Source organism: Paenibacillus rhizoryzae (assembly GCF_059686995.1).
Map to the genome: position 1 here is coordinate 61,385 of NZ_JCAALT010000001.1, position 22,716 is coordinate 84,100.

Consider the following 22,716-nt stretch of genomic DNA (forward strand, 5'->3'; position numbering starts at 1 on the left):
GTATTACAGGGGACTGTATAAATCGACAACCCCTGTACTCATAATCGAAACATTTAGCTTAATATTCACATTCGCATCCTCGAATGCAGCTCCCCAGTCCTCCTGAACAGGCTTCCAGGCTTTATATTGATAAGCTCTGGCATATATGCCAAATCCAAAAGGATCTATCTGTTTATCCTGACATCTACGGATGATCTGCTTGAATTGCTGCTGAAGTTTAGCTGTAATCAATCGCTGTAATTTAGGTGTCGTTTCATTGGCGAATTCCGGATCATCGGTTTGCAGCGTCGAAACGACTACATTGAGCTGCATCGTTAAGTCAAATATAAACCTTCCATCTCGTACGTTCGTATCTAAGTCGTAGCTGCTTTTCAAGATCTCGAACGCTACTGCATTCTTGATGGCATGGTGGTCATCTTCACTCTCTTCTTGAACGCCATCCAATTCGAGAATGTAGGAGGGCGTCCCTTTGAATCGATGCTGCAAGAGCAGAAACAATGTTGTTTCTTGAAGCGAGAAATGCTCCTTGAACTGACCTTGCTTGTCCAGCAGTGCAGTTCCGGTTACAACAACGTTTTTCTTCTCTTTCCTTACCTGCGTTAACGAAGCTGTCATTCCTTTGTCTTTCATCTCTCGCCGCAGCTCCTGCAAGTTCCTTGAAACCGTAATGTTGCCGTTATTCGCTGTTTCGATGAGCTTCCTTACATGAAGGGAGAGGCGAGGCTTATCAGCTGGCTTATAGTTAAAGACGTTCTCGACCGGTCCGTCAACAACGACAATGATAGGCGTTTCGGTCTGCCTCGGCACGCGATAGAAAAGATCGAACATATTATACCAATCTTTCTGCTGTAACAGCCGTTTGCCGACTAGTATGGATTGAAGCTTCCCTCCAGTCGTAATCCCGGTTAGCATGGAGTCGAATTTGGCGCGTGCGAGCCTAATGGAATCTGCACGCACGTATGCGGATTCCGTTTTTTCTTTGGCTTCCCGATAGAAGACAGGGCTCTGTGAGTAAATGACGATTTGGTTGTTCTTATCTACATCGATGCCGAGCATGAGAGATATGGAGGCATCCTCCAGATTCATCTGATCGTAGCAGCCGGGAAGCAGCAGCGCAAACATGGCCAGGGTAAGGAGGACCTTCAGGATGCGGATCATTGTAGGCCTCCTTTACGAGTAAATACGCTTGTGTGTACCAATAAGAATAGAGGTAGAGCAAACGCGATGTACCAGCCTGCCTGCCCAAACCACTTAAGAAACGATCCAAACTCAGAGGAGGAAGGTCTGTAGAAGGTCGAAATCAGAAGCGTGCCAATAATGGCAAGTCTAACAAAGAGTTTATGATCTTGTTTCCCCAGCAGCTGACTGATTCCAAACGTGGATGCGTAGAGATAATAGGTCCACACACGAAAGATTAAAAACAAATAGGAAACTAAGACGATAATTTCAATCCGTTCCATGAAGCGAAATTCAATAATCTTTAACACTTTCAAGGTTGGGTATTTGTAAGAAGTAATATCGTCCGGAGAGAAGAATAGAAAGCAAATCAGGATGACGACCATATAAATCACAAGCGTGATTGTATTTCCTACGATAATTCCCATTGCCGCCTTCTCTTTGTGTTTAAGGAAAGGATACAGAATAAAGCTGATTTCAAACCCGAGGAAAGAGAGTCCTGTCGGATTTACTGCATGTAGGACAGGCGTCCAGCCTTCTTTGAGAATCGGCAATAAATACAGCCAGTGGGCTTCTTTCAAAGGGTATAGGATGACAAGCTGTATCCACATGAATGCCCAAAACGTGATTTCCGCATATCTGGCCAGAATGCGAACATTGTTGCGGGCAAGCTGGTAAGTAGGCAAGGCGAATAAGAGTACTAATAAGAAATTCGGCGTATTTGCTAACATCTCCATTTTGAAGAAGCCAACGGCGGAATAGAACGAAGCAAAGAAACCGAGCATGAAATAGGCAATGATGCAGCTGTTGAGGATGATGCCCAGCACTTTGCCAAAGTAACGAGGTATAAGATCGTAGATCGTATCCTCTTGATGTTTCTTCATCAGTTGGACAATAAAGAGGCTGGCAAGAACGGCAAGCGCCCATCCGATCAGGAGGGAAATCCAGCCGTCCGATCCGGCACACATGGCTAAATCCGCTGGCAGCGACAATAAGCCAAATCCTAACTGCGTCGCGTGGATCATTAAGATATATTGCATTACGGTAATCTCGTTCAACGCATACTTTCTCAACCTTTATCACCTCGGTCGGAAGCTTGCTTCTTACTCTGAATGCCTCTGGCACTGAGCGGACGCGTAGTCATTTTCCAAATCGGCAATCGGATGATCGTATCCTTCAAATCTCGGAACCTTAGCGGGGTAAACGGACTGAAGTAAGGGGTGCCAAGCGATTCAAGTGAAATCAAATGAATAAGCAGCACCAGCATACCCATGGCTACGCCAAGCAAGCCATACACAAACGCGACAAGCATCATCGGGAAGCGAATTAATCGGATAGCGGATGACATGTCATTATTAGGAATAATAAAAGAAGATAACGCCGTTAGCGAAACCACGATTACCATGATGTTGCTCACGACACCGGCTTGAACCGTTGCTTGTCCAATGACAATCGCTCCGACGATCCCTACGGTCTGACCAATCGGAGCGGGCAGTCTAATCCCGGCTTCCTTCAGCATTTCCAGTGTAATCTCCATGATCAAGGCTTCAAGCACCGGAGGAAACGGAACGCTTGCCCGGGATTGTCCAACCGACAATAGCAGCCGAAGCGGAATGACCTCGAAGTTGTACGAGATGACCGCGATATAGAACGAAGGCAGGAAGATCGTAATGAAGAAAGCCAGAAACCGGAGAATGCGAATAAATGTCGAGACCTGCCAGCGATTACTGTAGTCATCGATCGTTTGGAAGAACATCGTGAAATTAGCCGGACCGATAAGCACCTCCGGTGATTTATCGATTACGATGGCAAAGCGTCCTTGCAGGATTTGCGATGCTACGGAATCCGGCCGTTCCGTCGTTGCAAATTGAGGGAACGGAGAGAACGAGTTATCTTCAATAAACTCCTCCAGCTCACCTGAAGAGAGGATAGCGTCTACATCGATTCGATCAATTCGGTTGATAAGCTCTTGGAGCACTTCCGGATTAGCGACGTCCGCCAAATATAAAATGCTGATTGTGGTTAAACCGCGTTCGCCTACTTGTGTTTCTTTTATTTTCAATTCCCGATTCGGGATGTATCTGCGAATAAGCGCGATATTTTGACTTCCCGTTTCGACGAAGCCCTGATGGGCTCCCTTCAAAGAGGCTTCCATTTGAGGGTCTTCAATCGCCCGTTGCGGCCAACCATGCGTATCCAGAAGAGAAGCCGTACTGTTATTATCGACGAACAAGACACTTGTTCCTTGCAGAATGGCTTGCTCGATTTCATATAAATCCGTTGCGGTCTTGATCCCGCCGACGGTAATAATATGTTCGATCCGGGGATCGGCTACCGTTTCATGCATAAGCGGTCGAAGGATATCGTTATTGATGGCAATCTTGTCCGTCATATTATCAAGGTAAACCAGAGCTGCGCGTTCTTGCGTCGATTTAATTAGAAAGCGCCTTGTAATAAGCTCGGGGGATTGAGTGAGCAGCGCCTGTATATCGGATATATTGGTGTCCATATCGCTGCTAATCGGCTTCATAGCTTTCGGCTTTTTTGCTCGAGGCGCCGAACTGTGATGTCGGCTGGTTTGCCGTTTACCTCGCAATATGTTGCGGAACAATCCCATCGCAGAACACTCCCAATACGCTCAATATGGTTATTTTGCGACAGTTTGGAATATTTATGCACTTTCATTGCCGGCTTGTATTCTAGTGCTGCAAGTTTTTTATTTTTAGTAGAAATTATTTGGTATAATAGGATGTCCGGGGTCTCTTTAGTAGACGCTCGGCAGCATTTTATCAATAGACATGATGGTTTACATATAGATGGGGAGTGACTGTAGTGGCAAAAGCAAAGGTTCCAAAAAGGCCGACACGAGATGAGTTTGTGCTGGAGGAATTGGGGAATCAATTGGTCGAAGCGTATCAAGAGGAATCCGTGATCATGTTATCGGTGTGGGGAAGAGAAGAGACTGTCCAAGGTCAAATCGTGACGATGGATTCTCGGACAGGTCGGGTGCATGTAGAAACGGCCGAGGGGTTACAGAAGGTTCCGTTCATGGACATTATGCAAGTCAATTATCCGAGAAACTGATCCAGATGCGCAAAGTATAAAGCTGCCCGGCAGTACCTGCAGCTTTTTTGCGTTCAAATGGACAGCTTCAATAGCAGCTTTGATTCACTTTGATATCTTTATTGGTTACCGTCACTTCTGTATATCCGGTAAGATGCTCCGTGTACGAGCAAACAGAGCGTTCAAAGGACTCCCCGTTTGAATTGGTGAAATTCAGGTAGATGCCGCCTTCTCCGACGAAGCTAAGCGTTGGTTTGATTCGCTTGCTTGTTCCGCTACGGATGGGCTCTGCATGTAAGTTCGGCTGGACCTTGATGGTTTTCCCTGTTTCGTCACTGGTCAGCAAACCCGTTTCTACTGTGACGAGATCGTAGCTGGACTTGTTATCAATCTGAACGGAGAATGCCCGATTCTGTTTGACGATGTCTAAATTCAGGACATAATTGCCAACCAGAAGCAGACCTGTGAGCAGAGCGGCAAAGCTAATGGCAGTTACGAAAACAGTCTTGGTGATCCGTTTCATTGTGTTCCTCCTATTAAGCAGCATGAAACCCACTATTCATATAGACGATCAAGATGGCAAAATGTTATCAGCCTGCCAGGTAGGAATATTGTTGGCAGAACCTCCGATAATTGTTAGCAATCAGGCAGAGTATCCTACGATATTCCTATCAGCTAATGAAAATCCTCTCTCCCTCTAATCGCATAAAAGCGCTAACATAAGTACAAGCAAGTTCAATCATCTCACATACTAGGGAGTGTTTAGATTGCCCAAAGTACTTACAGAAGAGCAAGTGCAGCACTTTATAGACAAAGGCTGGGTCAAAGTCGAGCAAGCTTATCCACGGGAAGAGGCGCTTAAGGTGCAGGACTTTCTATGGGAGGAGCTGGCGAAACGCGGCGTGCATAGAGAAGATGAAAGCACTTGGACAGAACCGGTTGTTCGGCTTGGCGACTATGTGCATCCGATCCACAACGGCTTGAACTCGGATCGATTGACCGGCGCAATAGAGGATTTGATTGGCGAAGGTCGCTGGCAGCTTGGCCAAGAAAGAGAGAATGTCAGCTGGGGCGGCTATATTGTCAACTTCGGCCCAGAGGTGCCTGGCAACTGGCATTATGATGGCAGCCACTTCCGTCATTATTTGGACAGCTGGGAACAAGGCGTATTGCTCGTTTGCTTATTCTCTGAAGTTCGCAAAGGCGGCTCGGGGACACTGGTGGCCGAAGGCTCCCATAACATCGTGGCCAAGATGCTGGAGAAGCACCCGGAGGGGATCGGTCTTGGCGAGGCAATCCGCGAATGCAATAAACACCCTTGGCTGGCAGACTTGCTTGGCAAAAACAAACCAGCATCCGATGACATTTATGCGGCAGCACCTTCGGACGATCGTCAAGCGAAGAAGGAGCGTCTGCAGAAGTTCATGGATACAGCCTATGAAGATCCGGATGGCTACTCGCTTCGCGTAGTGGAGACAACCGGAGGCCCTGGCGACATGGTCATTTGTCATCCGTTCCTGTATCACGCACCATCCGACAATGAGATTGGCGTTCCGCGTTTCATGTGCAACCGCGTAGCGCCGACGCATGAACGTATGAACTTCAATCGCGAGAATCCGGACGATTATTCGGTAGTAGAACGCATGATACGCACAGCACTCGGCCTGAAAGACGGGGAACCGTGTACGTGGGCTAGAGCGGAATAATGGATGTTGGTGGGCCCACGATCGTCATCGTGGGCTTTTCTTTATTTCATTGTAGGATGGTGGCTATCATGATAAAGTGACGATAATGACAATCATTTTCATAGTTGGGGTGAAGAGATGACAGCTGCATATGATTATTCTTTAATAAAACCGTATTTACATATCTCGCCTGAAGGAGCCGATCATATTCTGGATGAAATGCCGGCTTTACCTTCATAAATAGCAATTATACAAGTGATTCTGCACGCCGCATCCGGCGTGCTTTTTTTGCATGCATCCTGCGACTGCCGCTGAGCTTTGAAAATGGCAAGCGGTAAAAAGAAGGGAACTAGGCGGTTTATGTCGTAAATCATAGAAGATTATCTGAAGTAATAGGTCAAAAGTTTGGGAAGAGGTACCATGAAACTAATTGAAATTGAAATGTTCAAGCAGCTGTCCAATATGGAGCTGGCAAAATTGCTTGGGAAGCTCGAGAGGCTTTCGCTGCAAGCCGGAGCCACCTTGTTTGAGCAAGGGGATCCCGGAGATACAATGTACATTATAGACAGCGGCACGATTGAGCTGTTTACTCGTTCGGATGGGATGAGGCATTCGCTGGCTTTTTTAAACGAAGGCGACACCTTGGGGGAGATGGCCCTGCTGACGGGAGAGGCTCGTTCAGCTACGGCGGTAACGACAACCAATGTCGTATTGATGCAGCTCGATCGAGAAACCTTCGATGGGCTCATCACGGAGCACCCGACGATTTCAGCTTATTTTATCAGACTTATCTCGCAGCGATTAATGAATACGAATGAACGATTGCGCGATTCGAAGGAGCTGCGGACGCAGTGGATTAGGCAAGAGTTGGAGCAGCTGCCGGAGCCGCTCGTTCAATTCCTGTTATGGTCCGCTCATATTGCCGTCATTCATAACGAATTGATAGAGCTTCGTTTCGGTTTCTCTCTGCAAGGGCAGATGATGCAATACCCGGTCATTACCAAATTCTTATCAATTGATGATACTGAGGGTACTGGGGAGCAGCAGTGGAGCAAGACCAAGCCGGAAGCTAGGTCTGCATTGATGGAAATGGCTACCGCTCAGTATAGCTACAAGGAGAAAAAACAATGGACCGAGGATGCACAAGCCTTCTATACAGAGCAGGAGCAGTGGCTTGCTCTTGCGGCTATGTACAAGGAGGAGGGGAGCTGGGACAAGGTTATACATACCGCAATTAGGCAGCAGTCGTTGTCGGTGCGGCAGGAGCAGGACATCTTCCAATTGTTCATGGAATGTCCGGTGGAGGTCTTAGCGCGCTATTATCCGGCATTTGAGCTGGCAGTTCGATTAAGTATGCGGCATGGTGCGGAAGAGGGCCTTCGGATTGTGGAGCATGCGGTCAGAGAAGGAATGGTGAATGACGATGCAGCGCACCTCATTTCCTTATATGAGTGGGGAGCCGAACTAAGCCGTCTGCTTCATAATAGGCATCAGGCATTGGAGTACTTGCAGCTGGCAGAAGCAGCCGCTCAGACATTATCCGGCCGCAGACCTCACGTCATCCAAGATGAGGAGAGGGAATATCAGCTCGCTCAGCAGCAGCTGACTAATCGCAAAAGCTTGTTCTTCGCGGAGCGAGCAAGCCGTCTTATTAATCCAAGTCAATGGGCAAAGTGGCTCGCGCTCGTACTTGCTCTTAGTATGATCGCGATCTTTTCCTTCATACCGCCGTTTGCCGGCCTAACTGATAAAGGCATGCTGTTCATCGGGATTGCCATCGCAGCGGTTATTCTATGGATCGTCAATATCATTCCGGACTATATAGTTGCGTTAGCCATGGCGATGTTATGGGTGCTCGGCGGTATTGTCAAGCCGGAAGTCGCCTTATCGGGGTTCGCTTCCCCTACGTGGCTTTATATGATCTTTATCATGTCGATCAGCGTCGTCATTACGAAATCAGGCATCCTTTACAGGCTGTCCTTACACGCGTTAAAAAGATTCCCGCCGCATTTTCGCGGTCAGCTCTGGGGGATCGTAGCGGGTGGCATTGTGCTGAATCCGCTCATTCCATCGTCTTCCGCTAAAGTATCGCTGGGCGTTCCGATTGCCCGGACGTTGTCGGAGTCGATGGGCTTTAAGGATCGCAGTCATGGTGCCGCCGGTTTGGGGCTTGCAGCCATGGCGTTCTATGGTTTCACGGCTCCGTTCGTGCTGACCGGCTCTTACACCAACGTCATGGCGTATAGTTTGGCGGGGGCTGCCGTTCCCGTTACATGGCTGGAATGGGCGCTTTACGCGCTGCCTGCTTTCGTCATTTTCGCTGCGGTTATGCTTGTTGCCTTATCGCTCATGTTTAAAGGCAATACCATCGCCGTCAAACAAGTTTCCGGCAAGGTGCTCGATGAGCAAATCCGGTTACTTGGGCCGCTCACGAATGAGGAACGAATATCGGTTTGCACCGTGGTCGGATGTATTGCGCTCATGATGCTGCAGCCTCTGCATGGCATTGACGGCACATGGATTATGTTGATCGGTTTCTCGGTATTGGTCATTAGCGGCGTTCTCGACAGACAGTCGCTGCTTAGCGGTATCGACTGGACGTTCCTGATTTTCCTGGGTATTGCCTTTAGTTTTGCGAATGTGGCCAATGAGCTGGGGATCGTGGAGTCGTTGACTGATTTTCTAGGTTCCAATATGTCAGTCTTTATCAGCTCGCCGGCGCTGTTTCTGACTGCGGTTATCGTGCTCTGTTTTGCCGTGACGCTGATTGTTAGAGACGATCCGGCGGTAATTCTGCTTGTAACGGCGCTGCTTCCATTATCCCAGCAAGCTGGCGTCCATCCGTGGATCCTGGTATTTGTCATCTTGCTTTCGACCGATCCATTCTTCTTCAGCTATCAATCTCCTACTTATTTGACCGCTTATTTCAGTTCTGAAGAGCGTTCGTTCAGCCACCGACAGGGGCAAAAAGTTGCTTTCGGCTATGCCATTGCCGTGCTGCTGGCTGTGGTCGTTTCCGTACCTTATTGGAAGTGGATGGGGCTGCTTCAATAGCTTCTCGTTCGTTTAGAAGAAGAGTCGCGCAAGTTGCGACTCTTCTTTTATTTGCGTTAGGTTAAATGACGTTAAATGATTGATGTAGTCGAGAATAAGCTCGTTCTAATGGATGTCTGGCATGCATAGGTTAATAGTTGTACGAATTGGGTCGTGACAGATCGCAGTAATGAGGATAATATGAATTTATTAGCGGATTTTGTGTGAGGTAATCTAACAATGAATATTCAGGTTTAGTGGGGCAGTAGACTATTGGCGTGAGTCAAGCGAGGTTTGCTGCCTTTTATGCATAGTTAGGGAGGTAGGCGAGATGCACGATATACAATGGGATCTCCTCATTAAAGGCGGCAGTGTCGTACTGCCGGATCGGACCCGGAACCTCGACATCGGAATCAAAGATGGGCAAATAACCGGATTGGCGCCGAATCTTCCATCCTCAGCCGCAAAGCTCGTACTCTCAGCAGTAGGCAAGCATATTTTCGCCGGCGTTGTTGATGCCCATGTGCATTTCAATGAGCCGGGACTTGGAGATTGGGAGGGCTTCGCTTCCGGGACTGCTGCGCTGGCTGCCGGCGGCTGTACCTCGTTCATCGATATGCCGCTTAATGGATTACCGCCAACCGTGAATTTACCTGCTCTGGAACTTAAGCTGGATGCGGCAGCCGGAGAGAACGGTTCATGCGTGGACTATGCGCTCTGGGGAGGGCTTGTCCCCGGTAACATCGGCGAGTTGGCGGCCCTCTCGGAAGCGGGAGTGGTTGGATATAAAGCCTTCATGTCTTACCCCGGTGATACGGGAGATGGCTGTTTCATGAATGTGGACAACGAGACGTTAACCGAAGGGATGAAGGTGATTGCCTCCCTGAACGGAATATTGGCGCTGCATGCGGAGGATGAAACGATTGTATCTGCGCTTGCTGCCGACAAGCAAGCGGAAGGTAAGGTAAGCATGCGCGATTACTTGGACTCCAGACCGCCGGAAGCGGAATGGGAAGCGGTGAAGCAGGCACTGGGTATGGCGGAGCGCACAGGCTGCAAGCTGCATTTTGTCCATATCAGCACGCCCGAGGCGATTGATCTCATTAGCGAGGCGAAACAGTCGGGGCTCGATGTTACGGCGGAAACCTGCCCGCATTATTTGGCTTTCACGGATGAAGATGTGATTCGAATTGGCGCCGGCGCGAAATGTTCGCCTCCGATACGATCCCATCGCGAGCGTGAAGCGCTTTGGAGACAGCTTGCCGGTGGCGCGATTGATATCCTCGCTTCCGATCACTCTCCTTGTCCGCCTGCGATGAAGGAAGTGAAGGATGGGAATTACTTTGGGGTATGGGGCGGTATCCTTGGCGCGCAGAGCTTGCTTGAGGTCATTGTGAGCGAAGGCGGGCTGAAACGGGGCATTCCGTTTCACGTGTTGTCTAGGGCAATGTCGGCCGCGCCGGCAGAGCGGTTCGGCTTTGGTGACCGGAAAGGGAAGATCGCGCTCGGATATGATGCCGACTTGGCCTTAGTCGATTTAAATTCTCCGTATGTGCTTACTAAGCAGCATTTGAAGTATCGTCATCCGCATAGCGCATACGTCGGCTTTCCGTTTGGCTGTCAAGTAGACATGACATTGCTGCGGGGAAATATTCTATATAACAGGAACGCAAATGCAGGTGACGGGGGCGACCGGCCAGGCGGCAAGCGACTATGGCCTCGAGTTTCAAGGACTTGAAAGTACGGAAGGGGAGTCCGTATTGAAGACACGCAACGGGACAAACGAGCTGCTGGCGGAGCTGGCGAAGATTGGCGCAGATCCGCGCGGAGGCGTCACTCGGCTGCTCTATGATTCAGCTTGGCGGCAAGCACAGCAAGCTGTCGCGCGTATGATGGCGGGGGCAGGACTCGCTGTCACCATAGATGAAGTCGGTAATGTATATGGCAGACTGGCGGGATCTGATGCCGAAGCGCCGCATGTGCTGACCGGTTCGCATATCGACACGGTGCCCTGTGGCGGTTATTATGACGGCGCACTTGGTATCGCGGCTGGCATTGCGGCTATTTCGCAGCTGCAATTCATGTATGGACAGCCCCGGCGAACCCTGGAGGTGGTTTCGTTCTGCGAGGAAGAAGGCAGCCGTTTCCCGCTGGCTTATTGGGGCTCGGGCAATGTTACCGGCAGCAAGAGCTTCGATGGAGCTTTGGAAGCGAAGGATTCCGAGGGCATCACTCTTCGTGAGGCGATGGCGGCTGCGGGATTCGAGCCGGCTGCATATCGGAAATGCAGACGGACAGACATTGGCTTATACATCGAACTGCATATTGAGCAAGGTGAAGTGCTGGAGCGGGCGCAATGCGATATCGGTGTTGTAAATGCCATCTGCGGACAGCGGCGCTACTTCGTAGAGCTTGAGGGCCGCAGCGGACATGCGGGCACGACGCCAATGGCGATCCGCGAGGATGCATTGGCAGCGGGAGCGGAAATGATCGTTTGGCTCCGCAAGGCAGCACTGGAGAAGGGGGATGGGCTGGTGGCTACGGTGGGAAAGCTTGACGCTTCACCGAATATCGCCAATGTCATACCCGGTAATGTTCGCTTCACCGTAGACATCCGGCATCGGGATGAAGCCGTGATTACCTCATTCTGCGAGCGGACTTTTCAAGCCTTCGACGAGATTGCGGCTCAACATCATGTCAAGATATCGCAGTCGAGCTGGCTGACCGAACGGCCCGCACCGATGCATGCAGCGATACAAGATCGAATTGCTCGCATTGCTGAATCGAAAGGATACTCGCATATGACGGTCAGCAGCGGAGCAGGCCATGATGCGGGATTGTTTGTGGAGCAATGTGCGTGCGCGATGATCTTTGTTCCCAGTCAAGGCGGCATCAGCCATTCACCGCTAGAATATACAGCGCCGGATGCCATTGCACGAGGCACCGACGTATTAACCGAATTGCTCTATCAACTTGCCTATGTGGAGGAGTCTCATGAAGCGATATAACGATTTGTCTCCCTCACCTCGTATTATACTGACTCCTGGACCCGTCGAGGTTGATCCGCGTGTATCCAGAGCGCTTTCTTATCCGATGCTCGGTCAATTCGATCCGGAATTTACGGCGCTTATGAACGAGACGATGCAAATGTTACGCGAGCTCTTCCGAACGTCCAATCGATGGGCATATCCGATAGACGGTACCTCACGCTCAGGACTGGAGGCAGTCCTAACCGGCCTCATCGAGCCGGGTGACCGGGTGCTCGTTCCGATCTTCGGCCGATTCGGTTATTTGCTCGCCGAAATCTCAGAGCGCTGCGGCGCGGAAGTCGTGACCATCGAGACGGAGTGGGGGACGGTGTTTGAGCCTGGCCAAGTGATCGATGCCATTGATCAACTGAAGCCGGCTCTTGTAGCCATTGTACATGGCGAAACGTCGACGGGTCGGATGCAGCCGCTTGAAGCGATTGGCCTAGCATGCCGAGAGCGGGATGTCCTGTTCATCGTAGATGCGGTAGCGACAATCGGCGGCGTTTCCGTTGAGACGGATGCATGGATGCTCGATGCCGTGATCGGCGGGACGCAAAAATGCTTATCTGTTCCATCTGGCATGGCGCCAATTACATACAACGATCGGGTTGAAGCGAAGCTTATGCGGCGCAAGCGGATTGAGAAGGGAATCCGGCCGGAAGGCTACATCGACGCGGACCCTTCTTCCTTCATCCGCAGCAACTATTTGGACCTGACGCAGCTGCAGGATTATTGGAGTCCGCAGCGACTGAACCATCATACTGAGGCGACAGCCATGCTGTATGGGCTGCGAGAAGGGCTGCGTTTAGCGCTGGAAGAAGGGCTGGAGCAGCGGTTTGCGCGTCACCGCCTGCATGAACACGCGTTAGTCGCGGGCCTCGAAGCGATGGGACTAACGCGATACGGCGAGGATAGCTGCAAAATGCCTGTCGTAACCTGCATCCGCATTCCCGCGGGTGTAGACGGAGAAGCGGTGCGCAGTCAGCTTCTAGCGGATTTCGGCATCGAAATCGCAAGCTCGTTCGGCCCGCTTAAAGGCCAAATTTGGCGGATCGGCACAATGGGATACAGCTGCCGTAAATCCAATATCTTGCTTGGCCTGGCTGCGCTCGAAGCGGTACTGCCCCTGCATGGCGCTGCGATTACGCAAGGTGTAGCAATTCGTGCTGCTCTGGATATTTATGCGGAAGAGGCCAATTCGAATAAGTAGCGAGCATAGAGAAAGACGTGCCACTTGGCACGTCTTTATTTTGTGGAAATGCTCTAACGAACCGTAGGTTGTGAGACGGTTCGTTAGCTTGGCGCGTCATGCAGAACACGGGTTGTTTATCTTTTATTTCCTGAGCCGAAGCCGATTACATAGCCATCCGGATCTTGTACCGAGAAATCCTTCCAAGCACCCCAATCATGTTCGGTTAATTGAGGCTCCGATGCGATAATAGCTCCTTTTGCTTGAAACTCAGCATATAGAGCATCCAGCTCGGTGTGGGTATGTACATAGGCGTAAGTATTCCATGTTCCCTTGTTAGGTCTAACGTCTGCGGGATCGGATGCCTGAATCAATTTGAACCCTAAGCCAAAATTGTCGCGAATGGCCCAGTGCTCATTCACTTCGCACCCCAAGGCTTCTTCATAATACTTCATAGACTGTTCCAAATTGGATACCAACAGGACCGTAAGTGAGTTCTCAACTCTCGGTTTGATCGCTTCCACGATGAATCACTCCTTAGAATAAGTTAAGTTCAGACTAGCTCTATTAATTTCCTATCGATTTCTTCTATATAGCCGATGTCGGTTGAACCGTCCCATAATACGATCGATTCCGCCTCATCATTTTCAATAAACGCAACGATGCCATCCAGCTCACCATAATATAATGCGCCATATTCGATTCTTCTCGGACCGTGATAGCTAGGCTGGAGATCAAATTTCATGAGCCCAAGGTGCTTCTAACGATAACTGAGAGAGTACCTCCTCTCGAATGGCCGAAAATGCCAACAATACATTTCCTTTTGCATCTGTAACGATCGGCATCAGCTTGTTCCTCCTCTTCCGTTTCAAAAAAAACGCGCAAGACACATGGCCCCGCGCGTTTATCCCGCAGGGTAAGCAGCGCGAGATGCGCTGGCCCGGCCCTGATAAGAGGCATGAACTAGCGCTGTTTGTGATAACGATGAAGTTGGCTGGGCTGAGGAATTCTCATCAACCTTCATCTCCAGTGGAAGTTTTATTATGGAAGATTATACCTATAACAAGCAATCTCGGCAATCGTTTCTTTCGCCCAAGACGCGCTGATATGGTAGACTATTGAAAAATAGATTTTACAGAAAGTGGTGGTTGAGTGGATGGCTATTCATATTGCTTTGCTGCGCGGGATCAATGTCGGCGGGAAAAACAAGATTAAGATGGCAGAGCTGCGGGAAGCGCTGACAACACTGGGGTTGTCCCAGGTTCAAACGTATATTCAGAGCGGCAATATTTTGTTTGAGTCGGATGAGGATGAGCTGACATTGCGAGAGCAAATCGAAGCTTTGATTGCGAGCGAATTTGGTTTGTCCATTCGCGTCATTATTCGCACTGCGGATGAGCTCGCAGCCATTGCGGCTAATCGACCTTTCTCGGATGAAGAAGTTGCGGCAGCCGAAGCTTCTTTTGAAGGGGAATGCCTCTATATCGCGATGATGCTCGATGCGCCGCAGGCGGCTAAAATAGGGAAGCTGGAGAGCTATGATTTTAAAGAAGATCGCTATGTTATCGCAGGTCGGGATGTATATTTACTATTTCGTCAAAGCGTGCGAGATTCCAAGCTTTCCATCCAAGTGGACAAGCTGAACGCTCCGGTAACGGTTCGAAATTGGAATACACTTACGAAGCTTATTGCGATGTCGCAGGAAATGGGTAATGCCATCTAAGAGGCGGCATTAAGCGCGCTCACCATTTACAAGTCAAGGGGGAAGTCGATCATGTTCAATCTATCTGAGTATCCGTATCCATCCCGAAGGACGGCAGTTGTTGCGAAGAAAGGGATGGTTGCTACTTCGCAGCCGCTCGCTTCGCAAGCGGGACTTCGTGTATTGCAGCAGGGCGGGAATGCCATTGATGCGGCGATTGCAGCCGCTGCATGCCTTACGGTCGTAGAGCCGACAGGCAATGGCATTGGGAGCGATGCGTTCGCGGTTGTTTGGTATAAAGGTCAAATGTATGGATTGAACGCGAGCGGAGGAGCGCCAGAGCTATTGACGCCGGAAGCGGTTCGTCAACGCGGATTTGAAACGGAAATGCCGGCAAGCGGATGGCTGCCGGTGACCGTTCCGGGCGCTCCGGCGGCGTGGGCAGGTTTATCTGCTCGCTTCGGCGAATTGCCCTTTGCACGGCTGCTCGAATCCGCCATTGATTACGCAGATGGCGGTTACCCGGTTTCACCGGAGCTCGCGCTCAAGTGGCAGCGTGCTCACGAGGTGTATGCGCAGCGAAGCGGGAATGATCCGGCATTCGCAGAGTGGTTTCGCGTCTTCGCTCCGGATGGATGGGCGCCAAGGGCCGGCGAAATGTGGCGTTCACCGGATCATGCCCGGACACTTCGGCTGATTGCGGAATCCAGCAGCGAATCGTTCTACCGAGGCGAATTGGCAGAGATCATTGATCGGTATGCCAGAGAGAGCGGGGGACTGCTTCGCAGCACGGATCTTGCGCCGTTCCAGCCGGAGTGGGTGGATCCGATCTCTGTCCCGTATCGCGGATACGATGTATGGGAGCTGCCGCCGAATGGGCAAGGATTGGTCGCCTTAATGGCTTTGAATATGTTGAATGGGCTGGATCTCTCCGATTATGAGAGCACGAGCAGATATCATACGCAGATCGAAGCGCTGAAGCTGGCTTTTGCAGATGGGAAGCATTATATTACGGATCCAATCCGGATGAAAGCAAGTGTAGCAGAGCTGCTATCGCCTTCCTATGCCGCTCTTCGCAGAAGCTTGATTGGGGAGTCGGCATTGATGCCTGAACCAGGGCAGCTGCCTAAAGGCGGGACGGTTTATTTGGCTACCGCCGATGGAGAAGGGAATATGGTTTCTTTTATCCAAAGCAACTACATGGGATTTGGTTCAGGTATCGTGGTTCCGGGCACGGGGATCAGCTTGCAGAACAGAGGGGCATCCTTCTCACTTGATCCTGCGCATGCGAATGTGCTGGAGCCGGGCAAACGGCCTTATCATACGATTATTCCGGGTTTTCTTACGCAGAACGGTGAGCCGATTGGTCCATTCGGTGTCATGGGTGGTTTTATGCAGCCCCAGGGGCATTTGCAGGTGATCTCTAATTTATTGGATCATAGCCAGAACCCGCAAGCCGCGCTCGATGCGCCAAGGTGGCAATGGATGGAAGGCAAACAGATTGCCGTTGAAGGGGAGTTCCCGACTGAGGTTGTCGAGGAGCTTAAACGCAAAGGACATGAGATTCAGATTGTTCAAGACCGCAAAGCTTTCGGATGTGGACAGATCATTTGGCGAGATAAGAATGGCGTCCTGATCGGTGGAACCGAACCGAGAACAGACGGTTGCATTGCTTCTTGGTAGCATTAGTCGTCGTGGTGGTTGAAATTCTATAAATGAATGGAGTGCGCAATCAAGGTGGAAGCAGAACAGGCTGCTAGTCCGGAAATCCGTGAAATCATTCAAGAGCTTGCAGTCCAGCGCATCATCGATCCGGATTCGAAGCTTATGCATCAGATGAATGGCACGACAGAAGGCCGCGTGTATATCTTGATGGTGAACGAGATGGCGCGATATGTGCTGAAGCTGGAAGATGGGGCGTATTTGTCAGTAGTGGCGCAATTTCTGATAGATTATGCGGATAGTCCGCTGATGCCTAAGGTGCATTTCGTAGCTCCGGATTACTCTTATATCGTATATGCATATGTTCCAGGTACAACAGGTAATGAGCGTGGTTCGAAGCAAAATTGGATGCCTCAATTGACGGTTGAGCTTTTGAATCATTACCGCACAGTGGAGCAATCGGATCCATCGTTAGGGTGGGAGGATCATACGCTTGATGGTTTAGATTTTGCAAAAAATGAGATCGGCAGCTTGCTTCCGGATGCCGACTACGAACTCGTCATTTCGATTGCGGGGAAGCTGCTCGTGTGCAGGGAAGGACGTCCGCGTTATTGGCTTCACGGTGACTGCGGCGTACACAACTTCGTGTTCCATGATCGGCAGCTGGCAGGTGTCATCGATCCGACGCCAATGGCTGGGCCGCTGCTCTATGATTTCATCTTCGCATTCGTTTCGTCGCCGGATGACTTGACGATGGAAACGCTGCTGCCTGCATTTGAACGGCTTGCCCATGAGCCTATCGAGAATGAGGAGCTGATTTGGGAAGTAGTGGTTGGACTTTATTACCGGCTTGGCGTCTGCTTACTGCACCATCCTCAGGATCTACCGGCGTATTTGGAGGCATGGAGCTATTGGAGAGCACGTGTACGACATGGGATTGATTGAACATAGGTGCATTAAAAGATTCATTGAGGGAGCATTTGGATGTCAATAGGGAGGCTAACCAATGTCGCATGTCCAGTCACAAGCCACAGCAGCATCAATCGCTCCATGGATATCAGTTCGCAGCGCAGCGGAAGCTTTAGCTTTCTATAAAGCGGCTTTCGGCGCGGTTGAGCTGTACAGGTTGGAAGAGGGAGAGGGGAAGCCGGTTCTTGCGGAACTGTCGGTTCAAGGAGCGGGCTTCTGGATTCAAGAGGACCCGGAATCGAGTCCGATGCCGGGTGTGCCCGGTTCCGTCCGAATGATTCTAACGGTGACCGATCCGGACTCGTTGTTTGAGCAAGCGATCACGGCCGGTGCGGAGGTTGTCGTGCCTGTCAATGATGGCCACGGCTGGCGAATCGGTCGGATGATCGATCCGTTCGGCCATCATTGGGAGATTGGAAAGCGGCTATAGTTTAGCGGCGGTCGTATAGATTGAGAAAACGCCTGGGGGAGAATCCAGGCGTTTTTCTCATGCTATTGTACATAGCCTATAGTGAATGCTAGATCCAATTGCTGAGAGGCTGTTAGGGATCTACTTTGCTGGATTTTTGCCGCAAGGAAGCCGAATCTAAGGCGCAACAAAGTGAAGCGACCCATCATTAATATCTCCTAGAGATGCCTCACCCCACACTTCAGCATACTAAAAACATCTTGCTATTAAAACGCTTTCACTATATTTTTAGGGTAACAGAATCAGAAAAAGGGCTTGAGGGGGACTAGCATGTATAGGATGTTCATCGTGGATGACAACAAGTACGAGCGTAATGGTCTTAAAAATCATATTGATTGGGCATCGCTTGGCATTGAAGTGGTGGCAACTTTCCCGAATGGCGCGGAAGCGCTGGAACGAATTGATGAGCTCAAGCCGCATCTCATCGTAACCGATATCGCGATGCCGATTATGAACGGCGTCCAGTTATCCGAGGAAATCTATCAGCGATACCCCGATATAAAAGTCATCTTCATCAGCTGCCACAGCGATTTCGAATTCGCTAAGTCAGCCGTCGACTTAGGCATTTACGGCTATGTTCTCAAACCCATTATCGCCGACGAGCTCGTAACGGCGGTCAAGAAACTCGTCCATGATATCGATATTAAGCATTCGCAATCGATGGAGAAGGAGCGTATGCTGCAGCAGTTGGAGATGATGCTGCCACTCGTGCAGGAGCAGTTTTTCAAAGAACTGCTGCTCGGCAATTTTCACAATGAAGCGGATATTATTAAACGAATGGCGTTCCTGAAGGTGGCTGTCCGGCCGCATGACCGCATCCACGTATTGTCGATCCAGCTTCATGAAGCGGAAGAGAAGGCTGTCGATCATGGCGTGGCTGATGCGTATTTCGTCTCCTATTCCGTGAAGAGAAGCATCACCTCCTTAAGTACTGGCAATCGATATATTTATCCGATTCAATTCTCCCCACTGGACTATGCCGCCATTATCTTCGAAGCAGATGAAGAAGACAACATCATGAATACAGCCGTAGCGATCAGTATGGAGATCAGCAGAAGAGTGGAACTCACGGCCATCACCGGGATCAGTAAAGTGTCCGATGAAATTGCGGATATTTCGGCGCTGTATAAGCAGGCTCAGAAAGCCGTTCATACCCGGTTCTACAGCGGCAGCAACCCCATTATCACCTTTGAAGAAATCGAAGATCGCACGGACGTTCCGTTTGAAGAACTGCCCAACCTCGAAGCGGTCTATCAGGATTTGAAAACACTCATGATCTACAGCACCTCTGTGGATGTAAGGGAGTTCGTCGACAAATATTTGGGCGACCGTGTATCCCGGCGGGATGCCAACTATGTGAAGAGCTTTGCTTTCATGGTCGTCAATATTACGCGAATCATTCTGCAGGAAGCCAATCAGTCCTTCCGTGATCTGGCCGAGGATGATATGCAGGTATGGAAACAATTCAGCCAGCCGGATACGCCGATGAATGTGAGCGAGAAGATCTACCAATGGCTGATGACGATTATCGATCGCTTGTCCGAGAAGAACACGAGTAAGAATACGAAGGTCGTCGACACGATCAAACAGATCATCAAATCGAAGTATCACGAGCAGATCACGATCGAGGATATCTCGAAGTCGGTCTACTTGAGCGGCAGATATGCCAATGCGCTGTTCAAGAAGGAAGTCGGCAAAACGATCTTCGACTACGTCATCGAGGTGCGAATCGAAGCGGCGAAGAAGCTCCTCAAGGATAAAGATAGCAGAGTGGCATCCGTTGCCGAAGAGGTCGGCTATATGAATACGTCGTATTTCTGCCTTGCCTTCAAGAAGAACGTCGGCATGACGCCTGCTGAATACAAGAGCAAGGTTGTCTTATGATCGGGAAGCTGTCGTATCGCCACAAAATCGCCGCGATTATTTTCGTGTTCGCTCTTCTGCCCATGATTATTCTCGGTTCCTTGATGATTCAGAAAGTGTGGAGCGCCAAGGTCCAGGAGATTATTAACAAGAACGACATTCAGCTGACCAGCAGCGTGAACGGCATTAATAGCCTGTTGTCCTCAAATATGGATAAGCTGATGGCGATCAATAATAACTTTTATATTTTCAATTACTTGGATACCAAGACCGATCAGAATCTCGTTGGGGTTATGAATTTCAGCGACTATCTGCAGAGCGTCATCAATGCGATGAAGTCCGATAACCGGGACGTGAATTTCCAAATCTATGCCATTGAAGATACGAATTACGACGGGGATTACTTGCGAAGCATTCAGAATTTGGCGAACGTAAAGGAAACGGACGGCGTAAGTCTGAAGGATGAAATTTTGAACTATGACGACAGCCAGATTTTATGGAAATATCGGACGATTAAAGCCCAATTCAGCGATGTGGAATCCAGTTATCTGTTCGGCTACAAGAAAATCATGTCGCTGGGTAAGCCGCTGGCCATTATTGAGCTGCAAATTCCAATTCAGCAGATCACGGACTTCTTCAAGTATGAAATTCCGGCAGGCAGCTATATCTTTTACGAAATTGATGGTAAGAAAGAATGGGTGATTGGCGATGGGCAAACAACGATTCCGGAGAGGGAGTCGGCCAACGACGATTATTATAGGATTAATAAAGAGCTGAATCCGGGGATCGGCGAAATTTCCATGTTCGTTCCAAAAAGCTTGGTGTTTCAGGGATTAAAGGGTTATTTGATCACGGTGCTCGTTATTTTCATTTTCCTCATCGGCATTCTTTTCGTTACGGTCGAGATGGTTTCTTATTTCCTGACGAAGAAGCTGGAAGCGCTCTTTAGGAAAATGAACACCAATGTCGAAAGCTTAATCAGCAGCGACAGCTTCGTGCCCTTCGAGGAAACCGAGGACGAGTTCGGGAAGATGGGACGTATTTTCTACGAGCTGACGCTGCGGATCAAGGAGTATTATCGTAAAATCACCGACTATGAGCTGGATAAAACCGTGCTGGAGACGCAGTTGCTGCAAGAGCGGTTCAATCCTCATTTTCTGTACAATACGCTCTCTACTTTCCGCTGGATCTATAACGATCCGAAGGTTCATGAGGTTGTAGATTCGATGGTGAAGTATTACCGCATTGCCCTGAACAAAGGAAGCAGTATCATCACGATTGAGCAGGAAACGGAAATGATCCGCGAATATTTAAGACTGCAGATGTTTGCCTATGGCACCGATTTCGAATATGACATTCAAATCGAAGGTGAAACCGGTCAGCAGCTGGTATTGAAGAATCTTCTCCAGCCGATCGTGGAGAATGCGTTTCTGCATGGCATTAGCGGGAGAGAATCAGGGGGACAAATCACGATTCGGGTCAGCACGCATAACGAAACAATCCGATTCGAAATTGCCGATAACGGACTCGGCATGGGTCCCGAGAAGATCAAGCGCATACTCGAAGGCGCGGAAGAAGGCAAATACAGCGGCTATGGGATGAAGAATGTCCGCAATCGCATGGAAACGTATTATGGGACAGGCTACGGCCTGGCAATTGAAAGCGAGCCAGGGCAAGGCACGAAGGTAATTCTAACGACACCGTCCAATTACAACGCCGATCGGATGGAAGCGAAATCCATATCGGCGTAACCAACCATGACCTTATTCCGATCGCTATATCGGGATGAGGTCATTTTTGTAGGATCAGGAGGTCCTTATTCTGTTATTTGTAATCCGTATATTTACTATTTCCAGAAATGAAAGCGTTCTATAATTCAATCATACAAGAGAACAGCTAGTGATGAGAGAGGAGGGAACATGTTGAAAACGATTGCCGCCCAAGTGCCGATGAAGAAAACGATACGTGCCAGAATGCTTCGAAACATCCAGGCGAATATGTTTGGTTACCTGCTAATGCTGCCTTCCATCGTGTTAACTTTCATCTTTTCCTACATGCCGATGCCGGGATTATTGTCAGCCTTCCAAGACTACAATATGTTCGCCGGATTATGGAAAAGCGATTGGGTTGGATTGGTTCATTTCAAGGAAATCTTCCAAATTCCGCTGTTATGGGGCTCCATTATTAATACGCTGAAGCTCAGCGTGCTCACTATTATCGTCGGATTCCCGGCGCCGATCTTACTGGCGCTCATGATAAATGAGTTGAAGAACGGCTTGTACAAGCGAAGTGTTCAAACGTTGACTTATCTGCCTCACTTCTTATCTTGGATCGCTGTTGTAGGTCTTTGCTACTCCTTCTTCGATTCCTATGGACCGCTGAACGATCTGCGAGTTGCGGTGCTCGGACCGGACGCGGAGCGGGAAATGTACTTGTCTAAGCAAGGATTGTTCCTCCCCTTGCTGCTGCTGCTGAGCGTGTGGAAGGAAGTCGGCTGGGGAACGATCGTATATTTAGCCACGATAACCTCCATCGACCCGCATCTCTATGAGGCCGCTAAGATGGATGGCGCCAACCGGTTTAAGCAGCATCTGCATATTACAATGCCGGGGCTGAAGCAAACGACGATCCTGCTGCTGCTGTTTACACTCGGGACGCTGTTCGCCAGCAACTTCGAGCTCGTCTATGGGATGCAGAATGCTTTCATTAATTTCGATGTTATCGCAACGGTGATCTTCTCCTCAGGTATTCAACAAGGCAGCTACTCCTTAGCTACTGCGGTCGGATTCGCACAAGGGCTGGTCGCATTGCTGCTTATCATCATTGCAAACAAGATATCCAAGAAAATATCAGGGGTATCGATATGGTAGGAGGCC

General features: G+C 49.7%; 19 protein-coding genes. 13 read left to right on the top strand and 6 right to left on the bottom strand.

The window, feature by feature from the left end; all coding sequences use genetic code 11:
* Positions 1-3: 3 nt before the first annotated feature.
* Genes AC6ESO_RS00265 through AC6ESO_RS00275 form a run of 3 tightly spaced genes read right to left on the bottom strand, consistent with a single transcriptional unit; the run spans position 4 to position 3,793 of the window.
* On the bottom strand, positions 4-1,158 hold the full coding sequence (locus tag AC6ESO_RS00265; protein ID WP_497089678.1) for a Ger(x)C family spore germination protein: 1,155 nt from the start codon (positions 1,156-1,158) through the stop codon (positions 4-6).
* On the bottom strand, positions 1,155-2,249 hold the full coding sequence (locus AC6ESO_RS00270; RefSeq protein WP_497089679.1) for a GerAB/ArcD/ProY family transporter: 1,095 nt from the start codon (positions 2,247-2,249) through the stop codon (positions 1,155-1,157). Before AC6ESO_RS00270 ends, AC6ESO_RS00265 begins: the two co-directional genes overlap by 4 nt.
* A complete protein-coding gene (locus AC6ESO_RS00275) occupies positions 2,246-3,793 on the bottom strand; it encodes a spore germination protein (protein ID WP_497089680.1) in 1,548 nt (515 codons plus the stop codon). Before AC6ESO_RS00275 ends, AC6ESO_RS00270 begins: the two co-directional genes overlap by 4 nt.
* A gap of 215 nt (positions 3,794-4,008) precedes the next feature.
* Between AC6ESO_RS00275 and AC6ESO_RS00280 the strand changes: the two genes are divergently transcribed.
* Positions 4,009-4,260: a YolD-like family protein gene (locus AC6ESO_RS00280; protein ID WP_494816850.1), complete on the top strand. Its 252-nt coding sequence runs from the start codon at positions 4,009-4,011 to the stop codon at positions 4,258-4,260.
* A gap of 67 nt (positions 4,261-4,327) precedes the next feature.
* Here the strand turns inward: AC6ESO_RS00280 and AC6ESO_RS00285 are convergent, their stop codons facing one another.
* Complete coding sequence (locus AC6ESO_RS00285; RefSeq protein ID WP_497089681.1) at positions 4,328-4,762, bottom strand: hypothetical protein; 435 nt, start codon at positions 4,760-4,762, stop codon at positions 4,328-4,330.
* A gap of 244 nt (positions 4,763-5,006) precedes the next feature.
* Here AC6ESO_RS00285 and AC6ESO_RS00290 point away from each other — a divergent pair, with 244 nt between their 5' ends.
* The 5 genes from AC6ESO_RS00290 to AC6ESO_RS00310 all read left to right on the top strand — a co-directional run bounded on the left by AC6ESO_RS00290 (position 5,007) and on the right by AC6ESO_RS00310 (position 13,196).
* Positions 5,007-5,945 carry a phytanoyl-CoA dioxygenase family protein gene (locus AC6ESO_RS00290; protein ID WP_497089682.1) on the top strand — a complete coding sequence of 313 codons (939 nt, stop codon included), beginning with the start codon at positions 5,007-5,009 and terminating at the stop codon, positions 5,943-5,945.
* Positions 5,946-6,344: 399 nt separating this feature from the next.
* Positions 6,345-8,978 carry an SLC13 family permease gene (locus tag AC6ESO_RS00295; protein WP_497089683.1) on the top strand — a complete coding sequence of 878 codons (2,634 nt, stop codon included), beginning with the start codon at positions 6,345-6,347 and terminating at the stop codon, positions 8,976-8,978.
* 310 nt (positions 8,979-9,288) lie between these two features.
* Positions 9,289-10,695 carry an allantoinase AllB gene (gene allB / locus AC6ESO_RS00300; RefSeq protein WP_497089684.1) on the top strand — a complete coding sequence of 469 codons (1,407 nt, stop codon included), beginning with the start codon at positions 9,289-9,291 and terminating at the stop codon, positions 10,693-10,695.
* Positions 10,631-11,965 (top strand): Zn-dependent hydrolase, encoded by a 1,335-nt coding sequence (locus tag AC6ESO_RS00305; protein WP_497089685.1) that lies wholly within the window; start codon positions 10,631-10,633, stop codon positions 11,963-11,965. The genes allB and AC6ESO_RS00305 overlap by 65 nt, the downstream gene beginning before the upstream one ends.
* On the top strand, positions 11,952-13,196 hold the full coding sequence (locus AC6ESO_RS00310) for a pyridoxal-phosphate-dependent aminotransferase family protein (RefSeq protein ID WP_497089686.1): 1,245 nt from the start codon (positions 11,952-11,954) through the stop codon (positions 13,194-13,196). Before AC6ESO_RS00305 ends, AC6ESO_RS00310 begins: the two co-directional genes overlap by 14 nt.
* 116 nt (positions 13,197-13,312) lie before the next feature.
* Here the strand turns inward: AC6ESO_RS00310 and AC6ESO_RS00315 are convergent, their stop codons facing one another.
* Both AC6ESO_RS00315 and AC6ESO_RS00320 read right to left on the bottom strand, forming a co-directional pair.
* The gene (locus AC6ESO_RS00315) at positions 13,313-13,699 is read right to left on the bottom strand and encodes a VOC family protein (RefSeq protein ID WP_497089687.1); all 387 of its coding nucleotides are present in this window, start codon (positions 13,697-13,699) and stop codon (positions 13,313-13,315) included.
* A gap of 29 nt (positions 13,700-13,728) precedes the next feature.
* Positions 13,729-13,920, bottom strand: a complete 192-nt coding sequence (locus tag AC6ESO_RS00320; RefSeq protein ID WP_497089688.1) for a hypothetical protein — start codon at positions 13,918-13,920, stop codon at positions 13,729-13,731.
* Between the two features lie 411 nt (positions 13,921-14,331).
* On the opposite strand from AC6ESO_RS00320, the gene AC6ESO_RS00325 reads away from it, so the two are divergent.
* The 7 genes from AC6ESO_RS00325 (at position 14,332) to AC6ESO_RS00355 (ending at position 22,710) form a co-directional block, all read left to right on the top strand.
* Complete coding sequence (locus AC6ESO_RS00325) at positions 14,332-14,898, top strand: DUF1697 domain-containing protein (protein WP_497089689.1); 567 nt, start codon at positions 14,332-14,334, stop codon at positions 14,896-14,898.
* Positions 14,899-14,949: 51 nt separating this feature from the next.
* The gene (locus AC6ESO_RS00330; protein WP_497089690.1) at positions 14,950-16,560 is read left to right on the top strand and encodes a gamma-glutamyltransferase family protein; all 1,611 of its coding nucleotides are present in this window, start codon (positions 14,950-14,952) and stop codon (positions 16,558-16,560) included.
* A 54-nt stretch (positions 16,561-16,614) separates the two neighbouring features.
* Complete coding sequence (locus AC6ESO_RS00335) at positions 16,615-17,484, top strand: phosphotransferase (RefSeq protein WP_497089691.1); 870 nt, start codon at positions 16,615-16,617, stop codon at positions 17,482-17,484.
* A gap of 61 nt (positions 17,485-17,545) precedes the next feature.
* On the top strand, positions 17,546-17,938 hold the full coding sequence (locus tag AC6ESO_RS00340; protein ID WP_497089692.1) for a VOC family protein: 393 nt from the start codon (positions 17,546-17,548) through the stop codon (positions 17,936-17,938).
* Positions 17,939-18,247: 309 nt separating this feature from the next.
* Positions 18,248-19,861 carry a response regulator transcription factor gene (locus AC6ESO_RS00345; RefSeq protein WP_497089693.1) on the top strand — a complete coding sequence of 538 codons (1,614 nt, stop codon included), beginning with the start codon at positions 18,248-18,250 and terminating at the stop codon, positions 19,859-19,861.
* Positions 19,858-21,591, top strand: a complete 1,734-nt coding sequence (locus AC6ESO_RS00350) for a sensor histidine kinase (RefSeq protein WP_497089694.1) — start codon at positions 19,858-19,860, stop codon at positions 21,589-21,591. Before AC6ESO_RS00345 ends, AC6ESO_RS00350 begins: the two co-directional genes overlap by 4 nt.
* A 168-nt stretch (positions 21,592-21,759) precedes the next feature.
* The gene (locus tag AC6ESO_RS00355; protein WP_497089695.1) at positions 21,760-22,710 is read left to right on the top strand and encodes an ABC transporter permease; all 951 of its coding nucleotides are present in this window, start codon (positions 21,760-21,762) and stop codon (positions 22,708-22,710) included.
* Positions 22,711-22,716: the final 6 nt, after the last annotated feature.

Bases quoted from the DNA above. Each gene is read 5' to 3' on its own strand.
- AC6ESO_RS00265 (WP_497089678.1), bottom strand. From the start codon at position 1,158: ATGATCCGCATCCTGAAGGTCCTCCTTACCCTGGCCATGTTTGCGCTG.
- AC6ESO_RS00275 (WP_497089680.1), bottom strand. From the start codon at position 3,793: ATGGGATTGTTCCGCAACATATTGCGAGGTAAACGGCAAACCAGCCGA.
- AC6ESO_RS00285 (WP_497089681.1), bottom strand. From the start codon at position 4,762: ATGAAACGGATCACCAAGACTGTTTTCGTAACTGCCATTAGCTTTGCC.
- AC6ESO_RS00295 (WP_497089683.1), top strand. From the start codon at position 6,345: ATGAAACTAATTGAAATTGAAATGTTCAAGCAGCTGTCCAATATGGAG.
- allB (WP_497089684.1), top strand. From the start codon at position 9,289: ATGCACGATATACAATGGGATCTCCTCATTAAAGGCGGCAGTGTCGTA.
- AC6ESO_RS00305 (WP_497089685.1), top strand. From the start codon at position 10,631: ATGCAGGTGACGGGGGCGACCGGCCAGGCGGCAAGCGACTATGGCCTC.
- AC6ESO_RS00310 (WP_497089686.1), top strand. From the start codon at position 11,952: ATGAAGCGATATAACGATTTGTCTCCCTCACCTCGTATTATACTGACT.
- AC6ESO_RS00320 (WP_497089688.1), bottom strand. From the start codon at position 13,920: ATGAAATTTGATCTCCAGCCTAGCTATCACGGTCCGAGAAGAATCGAA.
- AC6ESO_RS00325 (WP_497089689.1), top strand. From the start codon at position 14,332: ATGGCTATTCATATTGCTTTGCTGCGCGGGATCAATGTCGGCGGGAAA.
- AC6ESO_RS00330 (WP_497089690.1), top strand. From the start codon at position 14,950: ATGTTCAATCTATCTGAGTATCCGTATCCATCCCGAAGGACGGCAGTT.
- AC6ESO_RS00340 (WP_497089692.1), top strand. From the start codon at position 17,546: ATGTCGCATGTCCAGTCACAAGCCACAGCAGCATCAATCGCTCCATGG.
- AC6ESO_RS00345 (WP_497089693.1), top strand. From the start codon at position 18,248: ATGTATAGGATGTTCATCGTGGATGACAACAAGTACGAGCGTAATGGT.
- AC6ESO_RS00350 (WP_497089694.1), top strand. From the start codon at position 19,858: ATGATCGGGAAGCTGTCGTATCGCCACAAAATCGCCGCGATTATTTTC.
- AC6ESO_RS00355 (WP_497089695.1), top strand. From the start codon at position 21,760: ATGTTGAAAACGATTGCCGCCCAAGTGCCGATGAAGAAAACGATACGT.